We start from the raw sequence: 24,035 nt of genomic DNA on the forward strand, positions 1-24,035 counted from the left end.
GAGTCCAGCGAACTCGTGGCCTCGTCGAATACCAGAATGCCCGGCCGCTTGAGCACGGCGCGCGCGATGGCGACCCGTTGCTTCTCTCCGCCCGACAGCTTCAGCCCGCGCTCGCCCACCTGAGTCTCCAGCCCATCCGGCAGGTGGTTCACGAAGGCCTCCAGGTGGGCCAGCCGGATCACATCGCGGATGTCCGCCGCCGACGCATCGGGCCGCCCGTAGGCGATGTTGTAGCCGAGCGTGTCGTTGAACAGCACGGCATCCTGCGGCACCACGCCGACATTCGCGCGCAAACTGGCCTGGGAGAACGCACGGATGTCCGTGCCGTCCACGCGGACCACCCCGCCGTCGACGTCGTAGAAGCGGAACAGCAGACGCGCGATCGTGGATTTCCCGGCGCCGCTGGCACCGACGATGGCCACGGTCTCGCCCGCCTCGATGCGAAAGTCGACGCCGTCGAGAATGCGGCGGCGGGCATCGTAGGCGAACTCGACGGCCTCGAAGACCACCGGCACCGGCTTTCTGGGCAGAGCCAGAGGCGTGTCCGGGTCCTGAACCGTCGGTGTGATGTCGGTCAGGCGGAACATGCGCCCGATGTCCGCCAGCGCCTGCTTGATCTCGCGGTAAACGAATCCGAGGAAATTCAGCGGCACGAACAGTTGCAGCATGTAGGCGTTGACCAGCACCAGATCGCCCAGCGTCATGCTGCCGTCGACAACCTGCCGCGCCGCCATGATCATCATCACGGTGACGGCGATCCCGACAATCAGCGCCTGCCCCAGGTTCAGGGACGCCAGCGACAGCCGATTTTTCGCCATCGCGGCTTCCCACTCGGCGAGACTGTCGCCGTAACGCCCGGCCTCGAAGCCCTCGTTGCCGAAGTACTTGACGGTCTCGAAGTTCAGCAGCGCGTCGATCGCCCGGGTGTTGGCGCGTGAGGCGAGCCGGTTCTGCTCGCGCACGTAGGCGGTGCGCCACTCGGTCACGATCACGGAAAACGCGATGTAGATGATCACCGCCAGCGCGATGACGCCGGCGTAGGTCCAGGAGTAGCCGACCAGCAGGATGCCAGCCACCAGGGCGATCTCGATCAGCGTTGGAATGATGTTGAAGGCCATGAACCGCAGCAAGAAACGGATACCGGCCACGCCACGCTCGATGTCCCTGGACAGCCCGCCGGTACGGCGGGCCAGATGAAATTCCAGATCGAGCTGGTGCAGGTGACGGAACACCTCCTGCGCGACGCGGCTCATCGCCCGCTCGGTCACGCGCCCGAAAACCAGATCGCGCAACTCGCCGAACGCCACGGTCGCGAAGCGTAGCCCGCCATAGGCCAGCAACATCGCCAGCGGCAGCACGATGACCGCCTGCTCGGCCTGGTCGAGGCTGTCGACGATGTGCTTGAGCGCCACCGGCAGTGTCACGGTCGCGACCTTTGCGCCGATCAGGCACAGCACGGCAATCAGCACGCGGCCCCGGAACTGCAGCAGATACGGCGCCAGTCGCAGTACGGCACGCCATTCGCCGGGCTCCGGCGGACGCTGATCATCAGCCGCGCTGGCGGCGGACGGCCTCATGCGAGTCGCGTCGTCGGAAAGGAGAGAGTCATGGGCCCGATCGCCGGGCGGACTGCGTGCTGCACTGGGGGTTCTCCCGTCTGATGCTCGCCGGATGCGAGCCCGTGACGGGCACTATCGAGCCTCAAGCAATGTTGAGGTCAACGGGATCGTGGCGGGGACCCGATCGGAATGGCTGCGAGCTACCAGACGTGCTCGTGGATCGCGAGAATCGCCTTGAGCACGTCGCGACGGGAGATGGACCCGATAAGCCGGTTGTCATCCACCACCGGATACCGCTTGAACGGCTTTTCCATGAACATCTTGGCGATCTCGATCACGCTGGTATCGCCGTCCACGGTCACGACGTCGGGGCTCATGAACTCGGAGACCTTGCCCCCGGCCTCGCCGTAGTAGCCGGCATGGGTGGCCACGCGCATGCAGTCCTTTTCGGACAGCAGGCCCACGAGCCGGCCCATCTTGTCGACCACAGGAGCCCCGGAAATGCCCTTGTCGAGGAGAATGCGGATGGCTTCCATGACGTTGGTGTCCGGTGACAGCGTCACCAGATTCGCGGTCATGTAGTCCTTCGCCTTGATCGAGTGCAGCATTCGCCTCCCCTTGCGCGTTGTCTGACGCGAGTCTATGCCCGATACGCCCGCGACGCACCGCGCGGCTCGGCGCGGAAGTCTCCATCGCAACTGCCCTTGCAGGCACAGTCAATACCATCAAGCTTGTTCAGGCCGCCACAGGATCCCTTGATCGGCTCCCGGCGGGCCATCACGCCGACCGACATCGCCGCGACCACGACGAGCATGATCACGAATGTCACCAGAAATAACGCCATCAGTTCTCTCCCGGCTATGGGTTCTACACTGTATCCGACAGCGTCGCCGCCGAACGTTCCCGGTGGCCGCCTCTAGCCGCCAAAGTCGTCCAGCATGATGTTGGCGCGCTCGACACCCAGGTTTTCCAGCATGTCGATCACGGCCGCGTTCATCATCGGCGGACCACAGAGGTAGTACTCGCAATCCTCAGGCGCCGGGTGATCCTTCAGGTAGTTGTCATGCAGCACCTGATGGATGAAGCCGGTGTAGCCCTCCCAGTTGTCCTCGGGCTTGGGATCGGACAGCGCGACATGCCATTCGAAGTTGTCGTTCTCTTCGGCAAGCTTGTCGAAATGGTCGACATAGAACATCTCGCGCTTGGAGCGCGCGCCGTACCAGAAGCTCATCTTGCGATTGGTGTGGATGCGCTTGAGCTGATCGAAGATGTGGCTGCGCATCGGCGCCATGCCGGCGCCGCCGCCGACGAACACCATCTCGTTGTCCGTCTCGCGAGCGAAGAACTCCCCGAACGGCCCGGAGATCGTCACCTCGTCACCCGGCTTCAGGTTGAAGATGAACGAGCTCATCTGCCCCGGCGGATAGTCCTTGCCGGGCGGCGGTGAGGCGATACGCACGTTGAGCATGATGATGCCGCGCTCTTCCGGGTAGTTCGCCATGGAGTAGGCGCGAATGACCTTCTCCTTGACCACCGAGGTGTACTGCCACTGATTGAAGCGGTCCCAGTCCTCGTGGAAGCGCTCCTCGACCTTGAAATCCTTGTAGTGCACCGTGTGCGGCGGGCACTCGATCTGGATGTAACCGCCGGCCCGGAAGTCGACGTTCTCGCCTTCCGGCAACTCCAGCACCAGTTCCTTGATGAAGGTCGCGACGTTGTGATTCGAGCGCACCTTGGCCCGCCACTGGCGGACGCCGAAGACCTCTTCCGGCACCCGGATTTTCATGTCCTGCTTGACCGTGACCTGACAGGACAGGCGGTCGCCATCGCGCGCCTCGCGCTTGGTGATGTGCGACTCCTCGGTCGGGAGGATCGACCCGCCGCCTTCGGTCACCTTGACCCGGCACTGCGCGCAGGTGCCACCGCCGCCGCAGGCCGACGAAACGAACAGCTTGTTGTCGGCCAGGGCACCCAGCAGCTTGCCACCCACCGGCGCCTGGATGGTTTTCTCACCATTGATCTCGATGTTGACGGTGCCGGACGCGACCAGCTTCGACTTGGCGAACAGAATGACCATCACCAGCGACAGCACGACGGCGGTGAACAGTCCGACTCCGAGTCCGATTTCAACCATGTGGTGTTACCTCTTCCTGCTGCGAGCCGGCGCGCCGGCCCGCGATCAATGCGAGATGACGCGTCAGAGCTGGATGCCCGAGAACGCCATGAAGCCCAGCGCCATCAGCCCGGCCGTGATGAACGTGATGCCCAGCCCCTGCAACCCGTCCGGCACATCCGAGTACTTCAGCTTTTCGCGCACGCCGGCCAGCGCGGTGATCGCCAGCGCCCAGCCCACGCCCGACCCCAGACCATAGGTCACGGATTCGGCGAAGTTGTAGTCGCGTTCAACCATGAACAGGCTGCCGCCCAGGATCGCGCAGTTCACCGTGATCAGCGGCAGGAAGATGCCGAGCGCGTTGTAGAGCGCGGGCACGAACTTGTCGAGCGCCATTTCCAGGATCTGCACCGAGGCCGCGATCACGCCGATGTAGCTGATCAGGCCCAGGAACGAGAGATCGACCTCCGGCAGGCCGGCCCAGGCGAGCGCGCCGTCCTTCAGCAGGAACTGGTAGATCAGGTTGTTCAGCGGCACCGTCAGCGTCTGCACCGCGACCACGGCGGCCCCGAGACCGATGGCCGTGGAGATCTTCTTGGACACGGCCAGAAAGGTGCACATGCCCAGGAAGAAGGACAGCGCCAGGTTTTCAACGAAAACCGCCTTGATGAACAGATTGACGAGATCGACCATTTAAGCAGCCTCCGACCGGTGGACCTCGTGGATCTGGTAGTCCGGGTGTTCGACCTGTTCGGTCTTCCGGCTCCGCAGAATCCAGATAAAGATGCCGATGATGAAGAACGCGCTCGGCGGCAGCAGCAGCAGGCCGTTGGGCTGGTACCAGCCGCCTTCGGTGGCCAGCGGCAGGATCTGGTAGCCCAGCAGCGAGCCGGAGCCAAACAGTTCTCGCACGGTGCCGACCACGATCAGGATCAGCGAGTAGCCGAGACCGTTACCCAGGCCATCAAGGAAGGCAACACCGGGCGGATTCTTCATCGCAAACGCTTCGGCGCGACCCATGACGATGCAGTTGGTGATGATCAGCCCGACGAACACCGACAGCTTCTTGGACACCTCGAAGGCGTAAGCCTTGAGCACCTGATCCACCACGATCACCAGCGACGCGATGATGGTCATCTGCACGATGATGCGGATCGACGAGGGAATCTGGTTGCGGATCATGCTGATCGAGGCGTTCGAACAGGCGACCACGCTGGTCAGCGCCAGACACATGATCAACGACGTCAGCAGGGAACTCGTGACCGCCAGCGCCGAGCAGATTCCGAGAATCTGCAACGCGATCGGATTGTTATCCAGTAGCGGATCGAGCAGAACTTTCTTTGGAGATTCTTCAGCCATGATGAATCCTCATGCGTCCGCGACGCGCTGAATGAATGGCTTGTAACCGTCTTCCGACAGCCAGAAGTGAATCAGGTGGTCGACACCACGACTGGTCAGCGTCGCGCCGCCCAGACCGTCAACCTGATACTTGGACTCTTCGCGACTGGGGTCCACGGTGCCCTTGATCACGGTTGCCCGCGGCTCCCACTCCTCGTCGTAGGCCTTCTTGCCGCGCCACAACGCCTTCCACTTGGGATTGTCCACTTCGCCGCCCAGCCCCGGCGTTTCCGCGTGCTCGTAGAAGGACAGGCCGACAATCGTCTTGCCATCGCCTTCCAGCGCCAGAAAGCCGTACAGCGTGGACCACAGGCCGTAACCGCGGACCGGCAGCACCATGAAACGGATCGAGTCGTCGTCGTTGCGCACCAGATAAACCTGGCCGTACTTCTCGCGCCGCTTGATGTCGGCGAGATCCTGTTCGGCCGTCAGGTTGATCGACAGTTCCGGGTCCTTGGACGACTTGCGCTGATCGAATTCTTCGGTGTTCATCTCCGGCGCGTACTCGCCGGTGTCGAAGTCGATGACGCGTGTCTCGAACTGGCTGAACTGCTCGTCCACGGGCTTGGACGGGTCCAGCATGCCCACGACCGACAGGATGTTGCGCTTGCGATCGACCGTCTTGTTGTTGTCCTGCACGGGGCGCAGCGAAACGGCCGCGAACGACACGACCACCGAGCAGACCAGACACACGGCCAGCGCCACCAGCACGGTGCCAAAAACGCTGTCCTTTCCTTTTTGCATCAAACCGGGCATCTGAAGGTCCTCAAGCGGCGTCGGCCGTGGCCATGCGTCTGGCGCGCCGGCGAACGTTGGCCTGCATCACGCCGTAGTCGATCAGCGGAGCGAAGATATTGGCGAACAGGATGGCCAGCATGATCCCTTCCGGGAATGCCGGGTTGACCACGCGGATCAGCACCGTCATGAAACCGATCAGCGCGCCGAAAATCCAGCGACCCGTGTTCGTGTGCGAAGCCGAGACGGGATCCGTCGCCATGAAGAACATGCCGAAGGCCATGCCGCCGAGCGCGAAGTGCCAGGCCGGCGACATGCCCATCATCGGGTTGTCGCCGCCAATCACGTTGAACAGCCACGCGGTCAACGCCATGCCCACGGCAACACCGGCGGGAATCCGCCAGTTCGCGACACCGGTGATCATCAGGAAGGCGCCACCAAGCAGACAGAGCAGCGCGGAGGTCGAGCCGATGGAACCCTGGATCGTGCCGATGAAGGCATCCATCCAGGTGATGCCATTGGCGGCCAGCGCCTCGACACCGCCCGCGGCGGCCAGACCCAGCGGGGTCGCACCGGAAAAGCCGTCGACGGCGGTCCACACCGCGTCGCCGGACAGCGCGGCCGGGTAGGCGAAATACAGGAAGGCACGACCGGTCAGCGCCGGGTTCAGGAAGTTCTTGCCGGTACCGCCGAACACTTCCTTGCCAATGACCACGCCGAAGATGATCCCGAGGGCGACCATCCACAGCGGGGTCGTCGGCGGCATGATCAGCGCATAGAGAATCGAGGTGACGAAGAAGCCCTCGTTGACCTCATGATTGCGGATCGCCGCGAAGATCACCTCGCAGACGCCACCCACCACGAAGGTGACCACGTAAATCGGCAGGAAATACCAGAGCCCGTGCCAGAAGTTGCTCCAGACACTGTTCGGGTCCGTGAATGAAAACAGATGGATGATGGCGCCACGCCAGCCGGGGATGGTCTCCACACCCAGCTCGGCCATGGCCGTATGCGCCTGGTAACCGATGTTCCACGACCCGAACGCCGCGCACGGCAGCACCGCCAGCCACACGTAGATCATCACGCGCTTGAGGTCGATACCGTCCTTGACGTGCGGCGCGCCGCGGGTGAGATCGCCCGGCGAGTAGAAGAACGTATCCACCATCTCGTAGACGGCGTAATACTTTTCGAACTTGCCGCCCTTGGCAAAGAGCGGATGCATTCTGTCCAGAAAATCTCTCATCAGCCTTCCACCTCAATCTGCTCGAGGCTCGCGCGCAAATGCGGCCCGAAGTCGTACTTGCCCACGCAGACGAAGGAACAAAGCGCCAGATCCTCCTCGTCCAGCTCCAGACAGCCCAGCTGCTGGGCGGTATCCGTATCGCGCACGACGATGGCGCGCAGCAGCTGCGTGGCCAGGATATCCAGCGGCATGACCTTCTCGTAGTTGCCAATCGGCACCATGGCCCGCGGGCTGCCGTTCTCCGCGGTGGAGAACGCGAACCGGCGGCTGCCTCGCTGCAGCGCCGAGAAGAACACGTTCATCACGGAGAACTTGTCGCCGCCCGGGCGCACCCAGCCGAACAACTGGCGGGTCTTGGGTTCCGGCACGAAGCTGATCTGCGTGTGGAACCGGCCCAGATAGGCGGCCCAGCCGCTGGCGCGCCGGCCGCCCCAGACCGATCCGCTGATCGGCCGGCAGTCGACATCCTCGATCGTCTCGCCGGAAATCACCGCTTCGACGCAGGCGCCGAGCCGGGTCCGGATCAGGCGCGGGTTGGCGACGGGCGGGCCACCCACGGCGACCACGCGGTCGGTGAACAACCGGCCCTCGGTGAACAGCTTGCCGATCGCGATCACGTCCTGGTAGCCGACATGCCACACGATCCGACCCGCGCCGGCGGGGTCCAGATGGTGGATGTGCGTGCCGGCGAGACCCGACGGATGCGGCCCTTCGAAGGTCGCCGTCTGAATCTGGGCATCGTCACTGTGCGGCAGCTTGGCGTCCGGCCGCTGGCAGACAAAGACGGGGCCGTCGGTCAACCGCTTGAGTACGGTCAGACCGTTGTTGAAGGCCTCGGGCTGCTCGGCGATCACCACGGCCGGATCGGCCGCCAGCGGGTTGGAATCGGTCGCGGTGACGAAGATCGAACGCGGCGCGGACCCGACCTTGGGCGACTTGCTGTACGGCCGCGTGCGGAACGCCGCCCAGAGGCCGGAGCTGACCAGCTGCTCGCGAACGGCGTCGGCCTCCAGCGAACCCAGCTCGCCGGGCGCGTAGGTCTTGAACTCGACGGCGTCATCGCCCTCGATGCGGATGACCACCGATTGCAGCACGCGCTTGTTGCCACGGTTGATCGCCTCGACCACCCCGCTGGCCGGCGCGGTGAACAACACGCCCGGATTCTTCTTGTCCTCGAACAGCGGCTGGCCGCAGGCTACCTTGTCGCCCTCGGTGACCAGCATCGTCGGTTTCATGCCGACGTAGTCATGTCCGATCACGGCGACCCGCTCGATCGCCGGCCCGTCGTGTATCACCTGCTCAGGCGTTCCACTGATCGGCAGATCCAAGCCTTTCCTGGTTTTGAAGTGTCGTGTCACGTGTTTTCCCGGCGTGTGTCGGCCAAGCCCGCGCGAAAAAATCGGTGGCGCATGACTGGCTGGCGGACCGTGGCAGCGTCATTCGACGCCAAATCAAGAGTTGCCCGTAGGCCGTGCAAATTCGGCAGGGCCGGGCGACGCGGGAGTATATCACCGCCACCCCCCGCCTTTGCAGGGTGATCAGCCCGGAAATTGTCAATCGACCCGCCCGCGAGGCATTGCGGACTCAGACAATTCTCGGCTCGACGGGCAATCCGTCCATGTCGTGCACCGACCCGCCGAGCGCCTCGCCTTCGCGCGCGCCGTCGATCCGGGCGATGTGCATCACCGCGTCGCCCTCGTGCACCAGCGGCAGGCAGAGCCGGCCGATCACGACCCCGGAATAGCCGGCGGTCAGGAAGGTCTCCGTCTCACCGAACGGGTCGGCGACCACGGCCAGACGCTGACCGGCCTCGACCCAGGCACCCAGCGGCACCAGGGTTCGCAGGACGCCGGAGCGTGACGCGCGCACCCAGCCGCTGCCCCGCGCAATGATCGGCCCCTTGTGGGCCTTGCGCTTGGGTGCGCGCGAGGCAGCGAGCATCCCCAGCTCCCGCAGCACGCTGCGCACGCCGGCGACACCGATGCGAATCGCAGTCTCGTCGAAGCGCAGCGCCTCACCCGATTCGTAAAGCAGCACCGGCACGTCGTGCTGCGTGGTGTAGTCGCGCAACGTGCCCTCCACCGGCGGGGAATCGAGAATCAGCGGCGCACCAAACGCCCGCGCCAGCGCCTCGGTCTGCTCATGCGCCAGATTGGCTCGAATCTGCGGGAAGTTGGGGCGGTGGATGGCGCCGGTGTGCAGGTCGATCCCCACATCGGATCGCGCAACGACCTGCTCCAGGAACAAATTCGCCAGCCGTGCAGCCACCGACCCCGTTTCGCTACCGGGAAAGCTGCGGTTGAGATCCCGCCGATCCGGCAGGTAGCGCGAATGACGCAGAAAGCCGTGGACGTTGACGATCGGCACCGCCAGCAGCGTGCCTCTGAGCGTCTTCAGGCCGGGCAGGCGCAACACGCGGCGGATGATCTCGACGCCATTGATCTCGTCGCCATGAATCGCCGCCGACAGAAACACCGTCGGCCCCGGCCGGCGACCCCGCACCACCCGCACCGGCATCGTCAGTTGATCATCGGTGTAGAGCTGGGCGACCGGCAGATCGACGGTCCGGGTCTCGCCCGGCGCGATCGTCTGCCCGTGAATCTGGAAGGGCTCGGCCACGAGACAGCTACCGGCTCAGGTCGCCAAGGGAGTCGCGATGCTGCGAGATCAGCGTCCGCAATCGGGCCAGCGACTCCGCGAGACCATCCGGCAGCTCGTGCTTCAGCGCATCGGCAACCGCCTGCTCCAGCTGATCCTCGATTCCATCGAAGGTCTCGGCCAGCGATGCGTCGCGGCGCGCGGAGAACAGCGATTGCGCCTCGGCGTCCACGCCCGTGCGATCGCCGCGGTAGAGCTCGGCGAGCTCCCGGCAGTGCCCGATCACGGCATTCAGCGCCACGAGCCTGTCATCCATCAACATGCTGCTCTCCGGTGTCGTCCTGGCTCACTCTGACCGCAATCTTACGGGGATGTACCCGGAAGCTCGCCGGCGTATGCCCGATTTCCTCGCCATCCGCGGTGAGCCGGTAGGGCCGGTCGGTCTCGACATCGATGCGCCGGCCGGTCGCCTGCGACACCTCGCTGAAGTAGTGGTGCTGCCCGCGACGCATCGCCAGACCGATCAGCACCAGGCGCCAGAACGAACGCAGCTTCCAGCTCGACAAGACCAGCCGCCCGCTGTCCAGCGTGGCGTCCTCGTCGATCACCATGCCGCCGCCGAAGTGCCGCCCGTTGGCCACCGAAAGCTGATTGCTGCGCAGCGCCTGCGGCTTGCCGTCGATGGTGATCCGGGCGGTGAAGCGACGGCTGCGCCGCAGCGTGCGAAACACCGCGAACAGATAGCTGAGCGGGCCGAAATAGCGCTTCTCCACCTGGCTGGTATTGCGCGGAATCTCCGCGGCCAGCCCGACATGGGCGACATTGAAGAACCGGTGCCCGTTCACCTCGCCCAGATCGATATGAACCGTGCGGCCGTCGACGATGATCGCGGCGGCGCGTTCCAGGTCTTCGGGAATGCCCAGCGATCGCGCAAGGTCATTGGCGGTGCCCAGCGGCAGCAGGCCCAGCGTCAGCCCGGTCCGGTCCAGCGCCTCCGCAACCGTGTGCATCGTGCCGTCGCCGCCACCGGCAATCAGCAGTTCGGCGCCCTCCGCGTGTTCGAGAATCTGCGGGACGACGTCATCGGGGCCGGATGGCTCCAGCTCGATCAGTTCCAGACCTCCCGCTTCCAGCCGCCGGATCGCGGCGTCCACGGCGGAATGACCGTTACGCGCCTTGGGGTTGAGCAGGAGCAGCGCGCGCCGCGCGGCATCAGCCAAATTCGTTGACTCCCGAGAACAGGCTTATCCCGCACCCCGTGTCCGGGTCTTGCCCGGCTTGTGGTTCTTTTCGATGAACTCGATCACCTGACCGGCGATGTCCTTGCCGGTCGTGGTCTCGATGCCCTCCAGCCCGGGCGAGGAGTTCACCTCCATGACCACCGGTCCGTGATTGGACCGCAGTATGTCCACGCCGGCCACGTTCAGACCCATGATCTTGGCCGCGCGCACGGCGGTGGAACGCTCTTCCGGCGTGATGCGAATGGTCGAGGCCGAGCCGCCGCGATGCAGGTTCGAGCGGAACTCGCCTTCCTTGCCCTGGCGCTTCATCGACGCGACGACCTTGTCGCCGATGACCAGGCAGCGGATGTCCGACCCGCCGGCCTCCTTGATGAATTCCTGGGCCAGGAAGTACACGTTCAGGCCGCGAAACGCGTCGATCACGCTCTCCGCCGCCTTCTCGGTCTCGGTGAGCACCACGCCCACGCCCTGTGTGCCTTCCAGCAGCTTGATCACCATCGGCGCGCCACCAACGATGTTCATCAGGTCCTCGGTGTCGTCCGGTGAATGGGCGAACCCGGTCACCGGCATGCCGATACCGCGGCGCGCCAGCAGCTGGTGCGCCCGCAGCTTGTCGCGAGCGCGGGTGATGGCCACCGACTCATTGACCGGATACGTGCCCATGATCTCGAACTGGCGCAGCACGGCGGTGCCGTAGAACGTGATCGACGCGCCAATACGCGGAATCACCGCGTCGACGTTCTCGACCTTCTCGCCCTTGTAATGAATTTCCGGCGAGTGCGAGACGATGCGCATGTAGCAGCGCAGCGGATCGATGACCCGCACTTCGTGCCCGCGCTGCTTTCCGGCCTCGACCAGTCGCCTGGTCGAATAAAGCCTGGAATTGCGGGACAGGATGACGATCTTCAAAACGTGGTTTCCTCGGGAGGGGGAGCGCTGAGGTAGGACGCCGCCGGGTCGACCAGCGCCCGGCCGCGCAGGGCGGTACGGCCCAGCAGCATGCGAAACAGCATGGTGTCGCGATCGGTCAGTGTCATTTCGATGGGCCAGACGGCATCGCCGACGCGCACCGGGGTCAGGATCACCGGTCGCTGCTCACGATGGCCGCCGGAGTCGGTAACGACGCGCTCGTCGATCACCGGCGCCTCGCACCAGTGCTCGCGGTTCGAATCCTGCTCCGGATGCACGCCGAAGCGGGCGAACCGTTGCCCGTCGCGGTCGAACAACTCCACCGAAAACGCGTGCAGCGCGGAGGTCCGGGCCCCGGTATCCACCTTGGCCTTGATCGGATCGATCCCCAGATCGGGCAAACCGACCCATTCGCGCCAACCCACGCGAAGCGCCTCGTCCTTGCTGGCTGATGCCTGTTGATTCACGCCTCCGATGCTAACAGGCACAGCGGAAATTCGAAGCCATGACGCAACGCAACGCCGCCGCCCTGACGGTCAACGGCCCCACGCCCGTATAATTCGCCGTCGCTTCGCCACGTTTGCAGCCATGCGCGCCACCATTGCCCTCGGCATTGCCGCCCTGATCGCCCTGCTGGGTGTCTCGCCCGTTTATTTCGGGGGTGTGATGGCGGATGCCTATTACAGCGGGCTGAAGCAGTGGATTCCCGAATGGGCGTTTCAGGTCCGCTCGGAGCGCTACCGGCGCGGCTGGTTCTCGTCGACCGCAAGTGTCGAACTGTCGCTGGCACCCAGCCTCTGCGACGCACCGCCCTGCCCGGTGCTGAAGATGGACACGCAGCTGTTCCACGGCCCGATTCCGTTCGGCGCTACCGAAGCGCTGGGCGGACAAAGCCGCCTGCTCGGTGGGGTGATCCAGTCCACGATCGACCCGGCCCCGCTGTTCCGCGCTGGCCGCATCGAGCCCGGACTGCCGCCGCTCAAGGCCTTCACCAAGATTTATCTGACCGGCAACAGCAGCACCCGCGTGGAGATGCCGGAATCCGGACAGACACTGCGCGCGGACAGCGAGCAGTTCAGCCTCGCCTCCGAAGGCATGCTGGGCGTGATCGATCAGCGCGGCGGCGACGATCTGACCACGCATTTCGAAATGCCGCGCCTGGAGGCCACCGGCCAGCAGGGTCGTCAGGCGCTGCTCAAGGGCATCGGTGTGGACTTCACCGGACGCCGCAAGGACGAACTGCTGCTCGGCGACTGGTCCGCCTCACTGGACCGCATCCGCTTCCTCGACCCGGAGCGGGATGCGCGCTACGCGCTGGACGCACTGCGCGCCGGCGCCTCCACGCGGCTGCGTGACGGCCTGCTTTCCGGCGACCTGCGTCTGACCCTGGACCGGCTTGCCACCCCGCAACAGACGGTGGGCGCCAGCAGCGGCTCGATTCGCTTCGACCGCTTTGACGCCCCCACGCTGGTGCGCATCCGCAATGCGCTGCGGCCGGTCATCCGCGGCGAGGCGCCGTCACCCGAAACGCGGCTCGCGGTCGCCGCCTTGCTGATGCAATACGGCCCGGCCCTGCTGCATCCCGGTCCCGAAATCACCTTCAACAACCTGCGCTTGGTCACCGACCGGGGCGTCGCCGTGGCCGACGGCAAGATCGATGTCATTCCCGGCGCCGTCGAGGGCCGGCTGACGCTGTCCACCCTGCTCCGGCGCCTGAACGGCGAAGCCGACATCCTGGTGGATGAGCCCCTGGCCGAGCACTGGATGCAGATCAGCGGGCGCCCCGACCTGGCGCCGGCACAGATGCCCGGGCTGATCGAGGACAACATTCTCCAGCGCACCCCGGACGACCAGATCGCCGTGCACCTGGAATACAAGGCCGGCCGGCTCTGGATCAACGGTGTGGAAAATGAACAATGGGCCGCATTGATGGTCCTGCTGGACATGGGAACGCTGGAGATCGACTCATGAGCGCAGACTTCGACGTCATCGTCGTCGGCGGTGGCCATGCCGGCACCGAGGCCGCGCTGGCGGCCGCGCGCATGGGCCGGCGCACGCTGCTGGTCACCCACAGCATCGACACGCTGGGGCAGATGAGTTGCAACCCGGCCATCGGCGGCATCGGCAAGGGACATCTGGTCAAGGAGATCGACGCCCTGGGCGGCGTCATGGCCCGGGCCGCGGACGCCGCCGGCATTCACTTCCGCCGTCTCAATGCCCGCAAGGGTCCGGCCGTGCGCGCCACCCGCGCCCAGGCCGACCGCATGCTTTATCGCTACTTCGTGCGCGAGGCGCTGGAGCGTCAGGAGAACCTGTCGCTGTTCCAGCAGCCCGTCGCCGATCTGCTCTTTGACGGTGACCACGTCGCTGGCGTCGAGACCGAAGGCGGCCTGCGCTTTCGCGCCCGCGCAGTGGTGCTCACGGTCGGCACCTTCCTGGCCGGCAAGATTCATGTCGGCGAACAGCAGTCCGAAGGCGGCCGCGCCGGCGATGCGCCGTCCAATCGCCTGGCCGCGAAGCTGCGCGAACTGCCGTTCACCGTCGGCCGGCTCAAGACCGGCACGCCGCCGCGTATCGACGGTCGGACGATCGATTATTCGCGCCTGCAGGAGCAGCCGGGCGATGACCCGCGCCCGGTGTTCTCGTTCCTCGGCAGCCGCGCCGACCACCCGCGCCAGGTGCATTGCCACATCACACGAACCAATGCGCAAACGCACGACATCATCCGCGGCGGCCTGGACCGCTCGCCGATGTACGCCGGCCGCATCGAAGGCGTTGGCCCGCGCTACTGCCCGTCGGTGGAAGACAAGGTCGTGCGTTTTTCCGACAAGGATTCGCACCAGATCTTCATCGAGCCGGAAGGTCTGAACACCACGGAGATCTACCCGAACGGCATCTCCACCAGCCTGCCCTACGACGTGCAGGTGGCGCTGGTGCATTCCATCGAAGGCTTCGAGCAGGCGCATATCACCCGCCCCGGCTATGCCATCGAATACGACTACTTCGACCCGCGCGAGCTGAAGGCCACGCTGGAAACAAAGCACGTGCCCGGCCTGTACTTCGCGGGCCAGATCAACGGCACGACCGGCTACGAGGAAGCCGCCGCGCAGGGCCTGCTCGCGGGTCTGAACGCCGCCCGCGCCGTCGCCGACGAAACGCCCTGGGTGCCGACCCGCAGCGAGGCCTACATCGGCGTGCTGGTCGATGATCTGGTCACCCGCGGCGTGCTCGAGCCCTACCGCATGTTCACCTCCCGCGCCGAACATCGCCTGCTGCTGCGCGAGGACAATGCCGACCTGCGCCTGACCCCCACCGGCCGCGAACTGGGCTTGGTCGACGACGACCGCTGGCAGCACTTCGACGCCAAGCGCGAAGCCATCGAGACGGAACGCAAGCGCCTCGCCACCACGCTGGTGCGTCCCGACGTGGCACCTGCCGACTGGTCGCTAACCCAGGGTGTTCAGGCACTGGAACTGCTGCGCCGCCCGGAAATCACCCACGCCGCCATCGCCGCCTGCGTCGGTGACGGCGACGCCGCCGAGGCTGTCGCCGAACAGGTCGAAATCCAGGCCAAGTACGCCGGCTACATCGACCGACAGGAATCCGAGGTCAACCGCCAGCGGGCGCTGGACCACACCCAGATACCCGATGATCTGGACTACGGCACCGTCCATGGACTGTCCATCGAAGTCCAGCAGCGCCTCAACGAAGCGAAGCCAGACACCCTCGGCCGCGCCTCGCGGCTGCCCGGCATCACACCGGCGGCGATCTCGATCCTCGCCGTGCACCTGAAGAAGAAAGGGCATCGCGTCTCCGGTTCGACAGCCGCCTGAATGCTCATCTCCCACACTGGATAGCCACCTGCCGCGTATGCGGCATGCACCGCATCGTCGCGGGTAGCCGTATCTGCCTCAATCGCCCGCAGAGATTTCGCGTGCTTTTCGACGTTCAGGTGATGATCGCTGGCTGACATGGCAGCACACGCTTTCGATAGCGTTGCACTTGTTCGTTGCGTCTAAAGTGTCGATGCCTCAAGTCGTTGTAACGGGATGGGGACTATACGAGGCGAGTGATGTTGCCAAACGCACGATGAAAGACCTGTCCCCAACGTCGTGCGAGGCGTCAGCCTTGTCAATCGAAACGCTCCAGGCGATCACGCCCACCAACCTTGGCCCGATACAGCGCGGCGTCGGCTCGCTCGATCAGCACAGATGCATCCGGTTCCCCGTTCGCGCAAATGGCCACGCCGGCCGATACCGTCAGACCTCGACCACCGACCTCCGCGGACGCCAGGACACGCTGCACCCGCTCGAAAAAGCGCTCGGCGAAATGGTCGCCAAGGCGTGTGACCAGGACCGCGAACTCCTCACCACCATAGCGATACACCCGATCATTCTTTCGGCTGGACGCACGCAAAGCATCGGCCACGGCGCGTAGCGCCTGATCACCTACTGCGTGTCCCAACCGGTCATTGACCTGCTTGAAGTGGTCCACATCGAGCATGATCAATGCGAAATCACCGTCGCCTCGTCTCGCCTCGGTCACCAAATTGGCCAGGTCCGCATCGAAACTGCGCCGATTGTGTAGACCCGTGAGGCCGTCCAGCAGGCTCAGTCTGGATAGCTTGGCGTTGGCCACCTCCAGTGCGACGGTGCGTTCGGCAACCAGCGACTCAAGGTCGGCACGCGTGCGCTCCACTTCCGCAGCCATCTGCCGCGTCACCGTCGCCAGTTCGCCGATCTCGTTCTTGAGATGGGTGGGTAGTGGTCGCTCGCCACTGGCCACTGCGGCGTAGTCACCTGCGCCAATCGCGCGCACCACGTGGCGGATATTCCGTAACGGCACACTGGCCTGCTCGCGCACGATCACGTAGATCACGCCGATCAGCGCCGCGAACAACAGCAGCATGGCGATCAGCACCATGGAGGCGTCACGCCGGGCAAGTGCGGCAAGGCGGCTACGGTCGTATAGCAGCACGTAACGAAGCGGCGGGCCTTGCAGGGCAGCGACGAACACGATTCGCTCCGTGCCCTCTTGGTCGATCACCGCGACGCCATTGTCGGCATCGGCATCGCGCACCGCCTCGACGATCCACGCGGGCTCGACGTCGTCCAACCGCAGGACATCGATGCGCTCGGGATCCTGGGACTCCACGGCCGGGTGCGCGATCACGCGATGGTCATCGGCGACCAGGAACGTATAGGCCTCCCGGAACGGCTGCTCCAACAGTTCCGACGACATGGTCTCCAGATTGATGTCGACGCTGGCATTCACGAGATGCCGGCCCTCGTGGTCCAGCGGCGCGAGGTGCGACAGCACCCACGCATCCTGTGTGCGGTCGATATAGACGCCGCTCCAGACCGGTTTCCGGTCGGGGTTTTGGCTTTGTAGTGTGCGCCCGATGGTGGAGAGTTCGTTCATCCGCAAATCGGCACGCGCCTCCAGCCCCCAAGGAAAGGTGGGGTGCCAGATCACCAGCGCGTTCTCGGGAAAGGTGGCGTGCAGGTAAAGCCCTTCCGGCACCAACAGCGGGGCGAACCGGGCCACCAGATCCCAGGCGATCAGCAATCGCCGGCGCAGGTCCGGGTCGGTGACGGGCTGATTGTCACCCACGAATGCGGTCATGCGACCGAGGCGACCGCTGCCAACTTCCACACGCGTGGCATACCGATCCGGACGGCTACGCACCGCCCCATCGCTGGTGCGCTGGAATCGCTCCCAGAAATCAGCTTCCGAGAACGCGACATCCGAGGTGTGGTCCGCAAGAAACTCTTCATTGAAACGGCGCATGACAGCGGTCACCCGCGCAAACTGGCGATCCCGCTCGGCGACAATCGCATTCATGTAGCGCGTGATGTCTTGCACACGGGCCTCGCGCGCCCGATCCAGCGCCACCACGTAGCTGCCAGCCAGCAGCAGCACCAACACAACGCCCCCCAACGCGAGAACGCGCAGAAAGATCTGCCGGCTAAGCCGCACGCGTCGCTGCCAGGGGCTGTCCGTGTGTCCCGTGTCGCACTCTAGATGCGATGACGATTGTGCGATCCACGCGTCCCTCCAACGACTACTGACATTCTCCGACGGTGTGGACCGCAGGACTGGCGACATCCTGACCAGCGGTCATGTCGTCGCGACTGACAACCCGGTATCGGATCGCATCGATTGGCATCAGATCGACAAGACACGGCAAGGACATGCGGATCACCCGGAAATGTCGCAAACGCGCTTGAGTCGTTTGGCCCACTTCATCCCAGCGTGCTTTTCACCCGGCGCTTTCTCTTCAGCTTCCGCCATGACCTTCTGGCGACCCTTGCCCCGCCTGGCCGTCGTCACCAGTGCACGCCATTGGCTGTTTGGCGCAAATATGTGTGTCCGCAGGGCGTCCGCGCGCTGGAACTGCTGCGCCGACCGGAAATTACCTACGCCGCCATCGCCGCCTGCATCTGTGAAGGCGACGCTGCCATGTACGAGGCCAAGCGGGCCCGCAAGGCCGCCCGCACCTGACGCCCGGGTTCGCGGCCGACAACCGCCATTCCGCCGCTGACGATCTACCCGTCGGGGTAGCACCGCCACCACTTCACCGCCCGTAGGCTCCGGCGCATCCGTCAGCCGCCAACAGCACCACACCAACACGACGGCGACTGGCTTTCCGGCCGCGGCGCCCGCCCGGCCCGTGCGAGGAGGAGTGCACATGAGCAAGAAACCCGTCGTGGTGTACGGCCTGTCCGGCTATACCGGACGCCTGGTGGCCGAATACCTGCGTGAACTCAACGTTCCGTTCATCGCAGCCGGCCGCAACGGCGACCGGATCCGCGAAGTCCTGGGCAAGGTGCCGGGCATCGAAACCGCCGATTGCGAAGTCGTCGAGGTCGAACACAGCCGCGAGGCGCTGACCGAACTGCTGACCGGCACGCAGGTGCTTTGCAACATGGTCGGACCGTTCATGCAGTACGGCAGCGAAGCCGTCGAAGCCTGCCTGGATGCCGGCGTGCACTACACCGACACCAACGGCGAACAGAACTGGATGATGGCCTGCGAGGAGCGCTGGGGCGCGGCCTTCGCCGACAAGGGCCTGCTGCTGTCACCGGGCACCGCGCAGATGTACACCACCGGCGAGATCGCGGCGAACATCTGCCTGGAAACGCCGGGGCTGGACACGCTGGACATCCTGGTGCTGTGGAAGGGCATGCCGACCTACGCGTCGACGCAGACCATCTTCAGCATCCTCACCGCCGACTTCTACTATCTGGAACAGAACCAGTATCAGCAGTGGGAGGCCACGGCGTCAGCCGAGGTCGTCGTCCCCGGCCAGCACGAAACCGCGCTGGCGCTGCCCTGGGGCGGCACGGCGCACCCGGTCTGGTTCAAGAACGATCCGCGCGTCGCCAACGTCAAGGCCATGGGCGGCGTGTTCGACCGAGCGGTGATGCAGGGCGTGGCGCAGATGACCGCGCAGATCGAGACGGACATCAAGCCACTGCCACCGGAAGCCCAGCAGAAGGCGCTGTCCGAGATGGCCGCAGCCGTGCAGGCCGGCATGCCGCCGCGCGAGAACCCGCGGATCAACAAATCGCTGGATTCCGTGCATGCCAGCGGCCCGCTGGGCCGTGCGCACTGTGTGATCCACGGCAACTGCAACTACAAGCAGACCGGCCTGCTCCAGGCCTACACCGCCTACTCGCTGTTGCAGGCACCGCCGAAACGGGCCGGCTTCGCATCGGCCTGTCAGGCCTTCGGGCATCGGGAACTGCTGGGCGTGCTGCAAAGCTTCGGGCTGGTGCAGAAGCCACAACTACACCTGATCGACTGACGCCCGTTTCTCCAACAAAAAAGGCGCCGCGTGCCGGTTCTGGCCCGCGGGGCTTTTCGTTTTATTCAGACCTTGCAACCAGAACGAGCGAGTGGCCTGAATTCCTCATCCATGCTTCCGCAACTCAGCGCTGAGGTTGGAATCGCCGGAGCACCACTTCCTGAAGCAATGGCAGATTTGCGATGCCGAAATACGGGGGGGTGTTTTCGCTTGCTATCGTTGGATTTGAGTACTTACACCGCAGCATCAGTCGAATCAGCAAACCCATGAATTTCGTGATTCCAAAACTGGCTACCGCGAAGTGGTTGTCAATCCTCGCATTGGCGGCATTGTTGGTGGTGGCGATCCCGTTGAGCACTCAAAATCGACCAGCCAGTGCGGCGACAGAAACTGCACATGTCGATAACGCTCCGACTTCAAGCAGTTTGATCGAGCGTATAGACGAGCAAGAGCGAGTCCGTATCGATGAAAAACGGACCGAAACAGCAGGCAGCCGGATCAACACCGTGCCGAGACACGAGGGCGATGAGGTAATGGATTCGCATTCGTTGAACGATCAGGCTGGATCTTCAACGCCACCGAAGCAAACCATCCAGGCCGCGGCCGCGAATCAGCTCGAGATAAACGGAGAACATGGCGAACCTACTCCGGCAGTCAGCGGCAATTCGTCGTTGGGGAGCAGCGCTTCACACCCATTGCCGGAAGACAGCGCGCCACAAGGCCTGGACCTTTCCGGGGTCTTCAAATTCTTCGACATCGGTCCGGATGGCGCTCGCGGCTTTGCGGCCTTTGGCGACTTCATCACGATCAAGGACATGATCGTGCGCTCCATGGAGACTGCATACACCTGGCAGGACGACGTGCCACCAGGAACGGTGACTTTGATCCTGCTAAGCCCCGACGGCTTGTTTGAGGCGAACATCACCAACGAACAGTTGATGATCACGTCTCTGGACGGCGCGCAAACTTACATCGCGTTCATGGAAACCCGAGACTCGACCCGATTCAACGAAATCATCGTTGGGCGACGGCCACACACCCAGGCCCAGTTTCCCTCACTTGAGGCATTGCTGAACGCTTTGGAGCAAGACCCCAGCGTATAGCCCCGCAACAAAAAGCCCCGCGCACCACTGCGGGCACGCGGGGCTTTCGCATTTCAGTTCAGGCTAGGCCGCCGCCTGAAAATCCGGCTTCTCCCGCACCGCGCATTGCGGACAGGCCCAGTCGGCCGGAATCGCCTGCCACGGCGTGCCGGGCCGGAAACCCTCACCGGGGCAGCCCTGCGTTTCGTCATAGACGTAGTCGCAGTTCGGGCAGGCGTGGCGGGTGGCGGCGGATGACTCCACCGTCGCGGCCGGCATTTCCTCGACCGACGGCGCATCAGCCTGCGTCGGCGTCGACCTGGACCAGCGGGCCAGCAGAGCCTCGCGGCGCGGCGTGTGCAGATGCGCATGGGTCAGGTCGCCGTCATGGTGAGCGGCCACCTTCGGGTCCATCAGCCGGAACCACAGCGGCGGCAGGTAGGCGACCAGAATCATGGTCGCGTAGCCGGCCGGCAGTTGCGGGGCATCCTCGAAGTGACGCAGGCCCTGATAGCGTCGGGTGGGGTTGGCGTGATGGTCCGAATGCCGCTGCAACTGGTACAGGAACAGGTTGGTCACGACGTGATTGCTGTTCCAGGAATGGCGCGGCTGGCAGCGTTCGTAGCGGCCGCTGGGCAGCGTCTTCCGCAGCAGGCCGTAGTGCTCCAGATAGTTGACGACTTCCAGCAGCGAGAAGCCGTAAACCGCCTGTGCGACCAGGAACGCCAGTGCCCAGGGGCCGAAGGCGAGGGTCAGCGCGCCGAACAACACGACGGTCATCGCCCAGGCCTGCAGATTCTCGTTGCCAATGGACCATGCCGACTCGCCCTTGCGCGCCAGCCGCTCGCGCTCGATGCGCCACGCCGAGCGCGCACTGCCGACTACGGAACGCGGCAGAAAGGCCCAGAAGGTCTCACCCATTCGCGAGCTCGCCGGGTCCTCCGGTGTCGCGACGTGACGGTGATGACCCTTGTTGTGCTCGACGAAGAAATGCCCGTAGGCCACCGGCGCCAGCGTAATCTTCGCCAGCCAGCGCTCCAGGCTGTTGGTCTTGTGCCCCAGTTCGTGCGCGGTGTTGATGCCCACGCCGTTGACCATGCCGGCGGTCACGACCAGACCCAGCAGGCCCCACCACGGCAGACCCGCGGTCACCGCCAGCCAGGCGCCGAGGATGGTCACGATGTACTGGCTGGGAATGTAGGCGTAGACGATGTGGCGGTAGTAGCGATCCGCCTCCAGCGCGGCGACCACCGATTCCGGCGGGTTCACCCGATCCTCGCCAATCAGCATGTCGAAAGCCGGGACGATCACGTAGAAGAAGATCGGCAGCGAGAACAGCACCAGCGGCGTGGCACCGAGCGCGACGGCAACCACCGACGCCAGACCCAGCACCGGCAATGCCGGGCTCAGCAGCCAGAACCAGCGCTTGCCGTCGACCCAGCGCGCCGCGGTGTCCGCCGTGGCGGATTCGAACTTGGATTCAATGGACGTGGCAGACATGGACATCGCCTCCTTGTTGTTGAGGCTTCATCCTGCTGGACGTCGACGGCCAATTCCGGTCATTATGCGCCAACGTTCGGTCATTTCACGCCAACCATTGCCATGCGCTCGTCCGACTACCTGGTTCCCGCCCGCTACTACGCCCGCATTGCCGAGCTGTTCGCCGGCGACGGACTGGACGTGGCGGCGCTGGTGGAATCCGTCGGCCTCACCATCGAATCGCTCGCCATGCCGGACGCGCGCATTCGCGTCTCCGACGTGGATCGCCTGCTCGTGCGCGCCTCGGAAGTCTCCGACCGAACCGAACTGGGCTTCGAGCTGGGCAAGCGCCTGTCCGCCAGTTCCCACAGCTTCGTCGGCTTCGGCATGCTCAACAGCCGCAACCTGGATCAGGCGCTGCGCTTCGAGGCCCAGTACTTCGGATTGATCATGCCCAGCTTCCGGATGCACTATGCCAGCGACGGTGAAACCGGCGAGCTTCGGCTAACGCCGCGCGTCGCGATGAGCCGCATCACCCTGGCCTTCCACCTGGAGGCAATCGGCATGGCCGCGATCCGCGAGATCGACGACCTGACCGGCGACCGCCGCCCGCCCTGCGTGCTGCGCTTGTCGATCATGCCGCCGCCGCATGTGCATCTCTACGACCGCGTGCCCAGGCTGCGTTACGAATTCGGCGCCGACCTCGGCCCGACACCCGGCGTGTCACTGAAGCTGCTGGGCAACCCGCGCAATTTCCCGCTGGCGATGGCCGATCCGCATGCCCGCGGCATCGCCGAGGCCCGCTGCCAGTCCATGCTCGACCAGGTCACCCGCGCCCGCGCTTTCGCCGACTGGGTGACGATGACATTGCGCGAAGTCAGCGGCGCGCTACCGACACTGAACGAGCTGGCCGCCACGCTGAACATCTCGCCACGCACCCTGAACCGCTACCTCGCCCGCGAGGGCACGACCTTTCGCGAACTCGCCGGCAAGATCCAGCACGAACTCGCCTGCGAACGCCTGGCGGCCGGCACGCAGAGCGTGACCGAGGTCGCCTACTCGCTGGGGTTTACCGACAGTTCGAATTTCGCCCGCGCGTTTCGCGAGCGGGCCGGTTGCAGCCCGCGGGCTTATCAGCGCAGCAAGACCAAACCGCAACCGCGAGATGCCGTTGACCCATCAAGACCTCACGACTAATCTAGCTAAGTCAGACTAAGCTTATTTCGCCATGAAACAAGTCAACATGCACGAAGCAAAGACCCAGCTCTCGAAGCTCGGAGAACTTGCGTGGAAAGGCGAGCAGATTGTCATCGCCAAGGCCGGCAAGCCATATCTGGACCTGGTCCCTCACCGGCCTGATCGCAAGACGCGTGTACCCGGCCGGTTGAAAGGTCGAATTCAGGTGGCGGATGACTTTGATGCCACCCCTGCCGAGGTCATCGAGGCCTTCGAAGGGGCCGAAGCACACGCGGACTAGAACCGCCCGCATGACCTACTTGCTCGACACCCACACATTGCTGTGGTGGCTCGCCGATGATCCGGCACTTCCACCCGAGGTCCGCGCCCTCATCGCCAACCCGGACAACGGCGTGCTCGTAAGCGCGGTCTCCGGCTGGGAGATTGCCGTCAAACGTGCGTTGGAAAAACTCCAGGCGCCACCCGATATCGCCACGCTACTGGACGAAGAAGGTTTCCTGGAGTTGCCCATCCGCTTTTCGGACGGCGAGCGAGCCGGAGAACTTCCGCTGATTCATCGCGACCCCTTCGATCGCATGCTCGTCGCTCAGGCCCTCGCATATGACGCGACGATCCTGACGAAAGATCAGACGATTCCCCAGTACGGCGTCGCCACGTTCTGGCGCTGACAA

Annotated in this window: 24 protein-coding genes; 8 read left to right on the top strand and 16 right to left on the bottom strand. The window is 64.6% G+C overall.

Annotated features, from left to right (window positions below; all coding sequences use genetic code 11):
- The 14 genes from ABNS06_RS09920 to ABNS06_RS09985 form a co-directional block, all read right to left on the bottom strand.
- Positions 1 to 1,577, bottom strand: a 1,577-nt coding sequence (locus ABNS06_RS09920; protein WP_348674318.1) for an ABC transporter ATP-binding protein/permease, incomplete at its 3' end; no start/stop codon positions are given.
- A 182-nt stretch (positions 1,578 to 1,759) separates the two neighbouring features.
- Positions 1,760 to 2,167, bottom strand: coding sequence for a CBS domain-containing protein (locus ABNS06_RS09925; RefSeq protein ID WP_348674319.1), 408 nt, complete (start codon positions 2,165 to 2,167; stop codon positions 1,760 to 1,762).
- A 32-nt stretch (positions 2,168 to 2,199) separates the two neighbouring features.
- Positions 2,200 to 2,403 carry a (Na+)-NQR maturation NqrM gene (gene nqrM / locus ABNS06_RS09930; RefSeq protein ID WP_348674321.1) on the bottom strand — a complete coding sequence of 68 codons (204 nt, stop codon included), beginning with the start codon at positions 2,401 to 2,403 and terminating at the stop codon, positions 2,200 to 2,202.
- 72 nt (positions 2,404 to 2,475) lie between these two features.
- Positions 2,476 to 3,693 carry an NADH:ubiquinone reductase (Na(+)-transporting) subunit F gene (gene nqrF, locus ABNS06_RS09935; protein WP_348674323.1) on the bottom strand — a complete coding sequence of 406 codons (1,218 nt, stop codon included), beginning with the start codon at positions 3,691 to 3,693 and terminating at the stop codon, positions 2,476 to 2,478.
- A 63-nt stretch (positions 3,694 to 3,756) separates the two neighbouring features.
- Complete coding sequence (gene nqrE, locus ABNS06_RS09940; RefSeq protein ID WP_348674325.1) at positions 3,757 to 4,365, bottom strand: NADH:ubiquinone reductase (Na(+)-transporting) subunit E; 609 nt, start codon at positions 4,363 to 4,365, stop codon at positions 3,757 to 3,759.
- A complete protein-coding gene (locus tag ABNS06_RS09945) occupies positions 4,366 to 5,031 on the bottom strand; it encodes an NADH:ubiquinone reductase (Na(+)-transporting) subunit D (protein ID WP_348674326.1) in 666 nt (221 codons plus the stop codon).
- 9 nt (positions 5,032 to 5,040) lie between these two features.
- Complete coding sequence (locus tag ABNS06_RS09950) at positions 5,041 to 5,814, bottom strand: Na(+)-translocating NADH-quinone reductase subunit C (RefSeq protein ID WP_348674328.1); 774 nt, start codon at positions 5,812 to 5,814, stop codon at positions 5,041 to 5,043.
- A gap of 22 nt (positions 5,815 to 5,836) precedes the next feature.
- Complete coding sequence (locus ABNS06_RS09955) at positions 5,837 to 7,048, bottom strand: NADH:ubiquinone reductase (Na(+)-transporting) subunit B (RefSeq protein WP_348674330.1); 1,212 nt, start codon at positions 7,046 to 7,048, stop codon at positions 5,837 to 5,839.
- Positions 7,048 to 8,406 carry a Na(+)-translocating NADH-quinone reductase subunit A gene (locus ABNS06_RS09960; RefSeq protein ID WP_348674332.1) on the bottom strand — a complete coding sequence of 453 codons (1,359 nt, stop codon included), beginning with the start codon at positions 8,404 to 8,406 and terminating at the stop codon, positions 7,048 to 7,050. Before ABNS06_RS09960 ends, ABNS06_RS09955 begins: the two co-directional genes overlap by 1 nt.
- Before the next feature lie 226 nt (positions 8,407 to 8,632).
- Positions 8,633 to 9,667, bottom strand: a complete 1,035-nt coding sequence (locus tag ABNS06_RS09965; RefSeq protein WP_348674333.1) for a succinylglutamate desuccinylase/aspartoacylase family protein — start codon at positions 9,665 to 9,667, stop codon at positions 8,633 to 8,635.
- A gap of 7 nt (positions 9,668 to 9,674) precedes the next feature.
- Positions 9,675 to 9,962: a hypothetical protein gene (locus tag ABNS06_RS09970; RefSeq protein WP_348674334.1), complete on the bottom strand. Its 288-nt coding sequence runs from the start codon at positions 9,960 to 9,962 to the stop codon at positions 9,675 to 9,677.
- On the bottom strand, positions 9,955 to 10,866 hold the full coding sequence (locus ABNS06_RS09975) for a lipid kinase (protein WP_348674336.1): 912 nt from the start codon (positions 10,864 to 10,866) through the stop codon (positions 9,955 to 9,957). The genes ABNS06_RS09970 and ABNS06_RS09975 overlap by 8 nt, the downstream gene beginning before the upstream one ends.
- 24 nt (positions 10,867 to 10,890) lie before the next feature.
- On the bottom strand, positions 10,891 to 11,796 hold the full coding sequence (gene rimK / locus ABNS06_RS09980; RefSeq protein ID WP_348674338.1) for a 30S ribosomal protein S6--L-glutamate ligase: 906 nt from the start codon (positions 11,794 to 11,796) through the stop codon (positions 10,891 to 10,893).
- Positions 11,793 to 12,263, bottom strand: coding sequence for an ATP-dependent zinc protease (locus ABNS06_RS09985; RefSeq protein WP_348674340.1), 471 nt, complete (start codon positions 12,261 to 12,263; stop codon positions 11,793 to 11,795). Before ABNS06_RS09985 ends, rimK begins: the two co-directional genes overlap by 4 nt.
- A gap of 121 nt (positions 12,264 to 12,384) precedes the next feature.
- On the opposite strand from ABNS06_RS09985, the gene ABNS06_RS09990 reads away from it, so the two are divergent.
- Together ABNS06_RS09990 and mnmG are read left to right on the top strand one after the other, a co-directional pair.
- Positions 12,385 to 13,767, top strand: a complete 1,383-nt coding sequence (locus ABNS06_RS09990) for a DUF945 family protein (protein WP_348674341.1) — start codon at positions 12,385 to 12,387, stop codon at positions 13,765 to 13,767.
- Positions 13,764 to 15,629, top strand: coding sequence for a tRNA uridine-5-carboxymethylaminomethyl(34) synthesis enzyme MnmG (gene mnmG / locus ABNS06_RS09995; RefSeq protein WP_348674343.1), 1,866 nt, complete (start codon positions 13,764 to 13,766; stop codon positions 15,627 to 15,629). The genes ABNS06_RS09990 and mnmG overlap by 4 nt, the downstream gene beginning before the upstream one ends.
- Before the next feature lie 298 nt (positions 15,630 to 15,927).
- Here mnmG and ABNS06_RS10000 read toward each other — a convergent pair whose 3' ends face one another.
- Positions 15,928 to 17,718 carry a diguanylate cyclase gene (locus tag ABNS06_RS10000; protein WP_348674345.1) on the bottom strand — a complete coding sequence of 597 codons (1,791 nt, stop codon included), beginning with the start codon at positions 17,716 to 17,718 and terminating at the stop codon, positions 15,928 to 15,930.
- 444 nt (positions 17,719 to 18,162) lie between these two features.
- On the opposite strand from ABNS06_RS10000, the gene ABNS06_RS10005 reads away from it, so the two are divergent.
- From ABNS06_RS10005 to ABNS06_RS10015, 3 genes are all read left to right on the top strand, one after another.
- The gene (locus ABNS06_RS10005; protein WP_348674346.1) at positions 18,163 to 18,300 is read left to right on the top strand and encodes a hypothetical protein; all 138 of its coding nucleotides are present in this window, start codon (positions 18,163 to 18,165) and stop codon (positions 18,298 to 18,300) included.
- 187 nt (positions 18,301 to 18,487) lie between these two features.
- Positions 18,488 to 19,606 (top strand): DUF5938 domain-containing protein, encoded by a 1,119-nt coding sequence (locus ABNS06_RS10010; protein ID WP_348674347.1) that lies wholly within the window; start codon positions 18,488 to 18,490, stop codon positions 19,604 to 19,606.
- A gap of 266 nt (positions 19,607 to 19,872) precedes the next feature.
- Entirely contained in the window at positions 19,873 to 20,709 is an 837-nt protein-coding gene (locus ABNS06_RS10015) for a hypothetical protein (protein WP_348674348.1), read from the top strand.
- Between the two features lie 63 nt (positions 20,710 to 20,772).
- On the opposite strand, the gene ABNS06_RS10020 is transcribed toward ABNS06_RS10015, so the two are convergent.
- Entirely contained in the window at positions 20,773 to 22,188 is a 1,416-nt protein-coding gene (locus ABNS06_RS10020; RefSeq protein ID WP_348674349.1) for a fatty acid desaturase, read from the bottom strand.
- Positions 22,189 to 22,290: 102 nt separating this feature from the next.
- On the opposite strand from ABNS06_RS10020, the gene ABNS06_RS10025 reads away from it, so the two are divergent.
- The 3 genes from ABNS06_RS10025 to ABNS06_RS10035 are packed head-to-tail and all read left to right on the top strand — an operon-like array spanning position 22,291 to position 24,032.
- The gene (locus ABNS06_RS10025) at positions 22,291 to 23,364 is read left to right on the top strand and encodes an AraC family transcriptional regulator ligand-binding domain-containing protein (protein ID WP_348674351.1); all 1,074 of its coding nucleotides are present in this window, start codon (positions 22,291 to 22,293) and stop codon (positions 23,362 to 23,364) included.
- 31 nt (positions 23,365 to 23,395) lie between these two features.
- Positions 23,396 to 23,644, top strand: a complete 249-nt coding sequence (locus ABNS06_RS10030; protein ID WP_348674353.1) for a type II toxin-antitoxin system prevent-host-death family antitoxin — start codon at positions 23,396 to 23,398, stop codon at positions 23,642 to 23,644.
- Between the two features lie 10 nt (positions 23,645 to 23,654).
- A complete protein-coding gene (locus ABNS06_RS10035; protein ID WP_348674355.1) occupies positions 23,655 to 24,032 on the top strand; it encodes a type II toxin-antitoxin system VapC family toxin in 378 nt (125 codons plus the stop codon).
- The last annotated feature ends 3 nt before the right edge of the window (positions 24,033 to 24,035 follow it).

Source organism: uncultured Abyssibacter sp. (assembly GCF_964000955.1).
GTDB lineage: Bacteria > Pseudomonadota > Gammaproteobacteria > Nevskiales > OUC007 > Abyssibacter.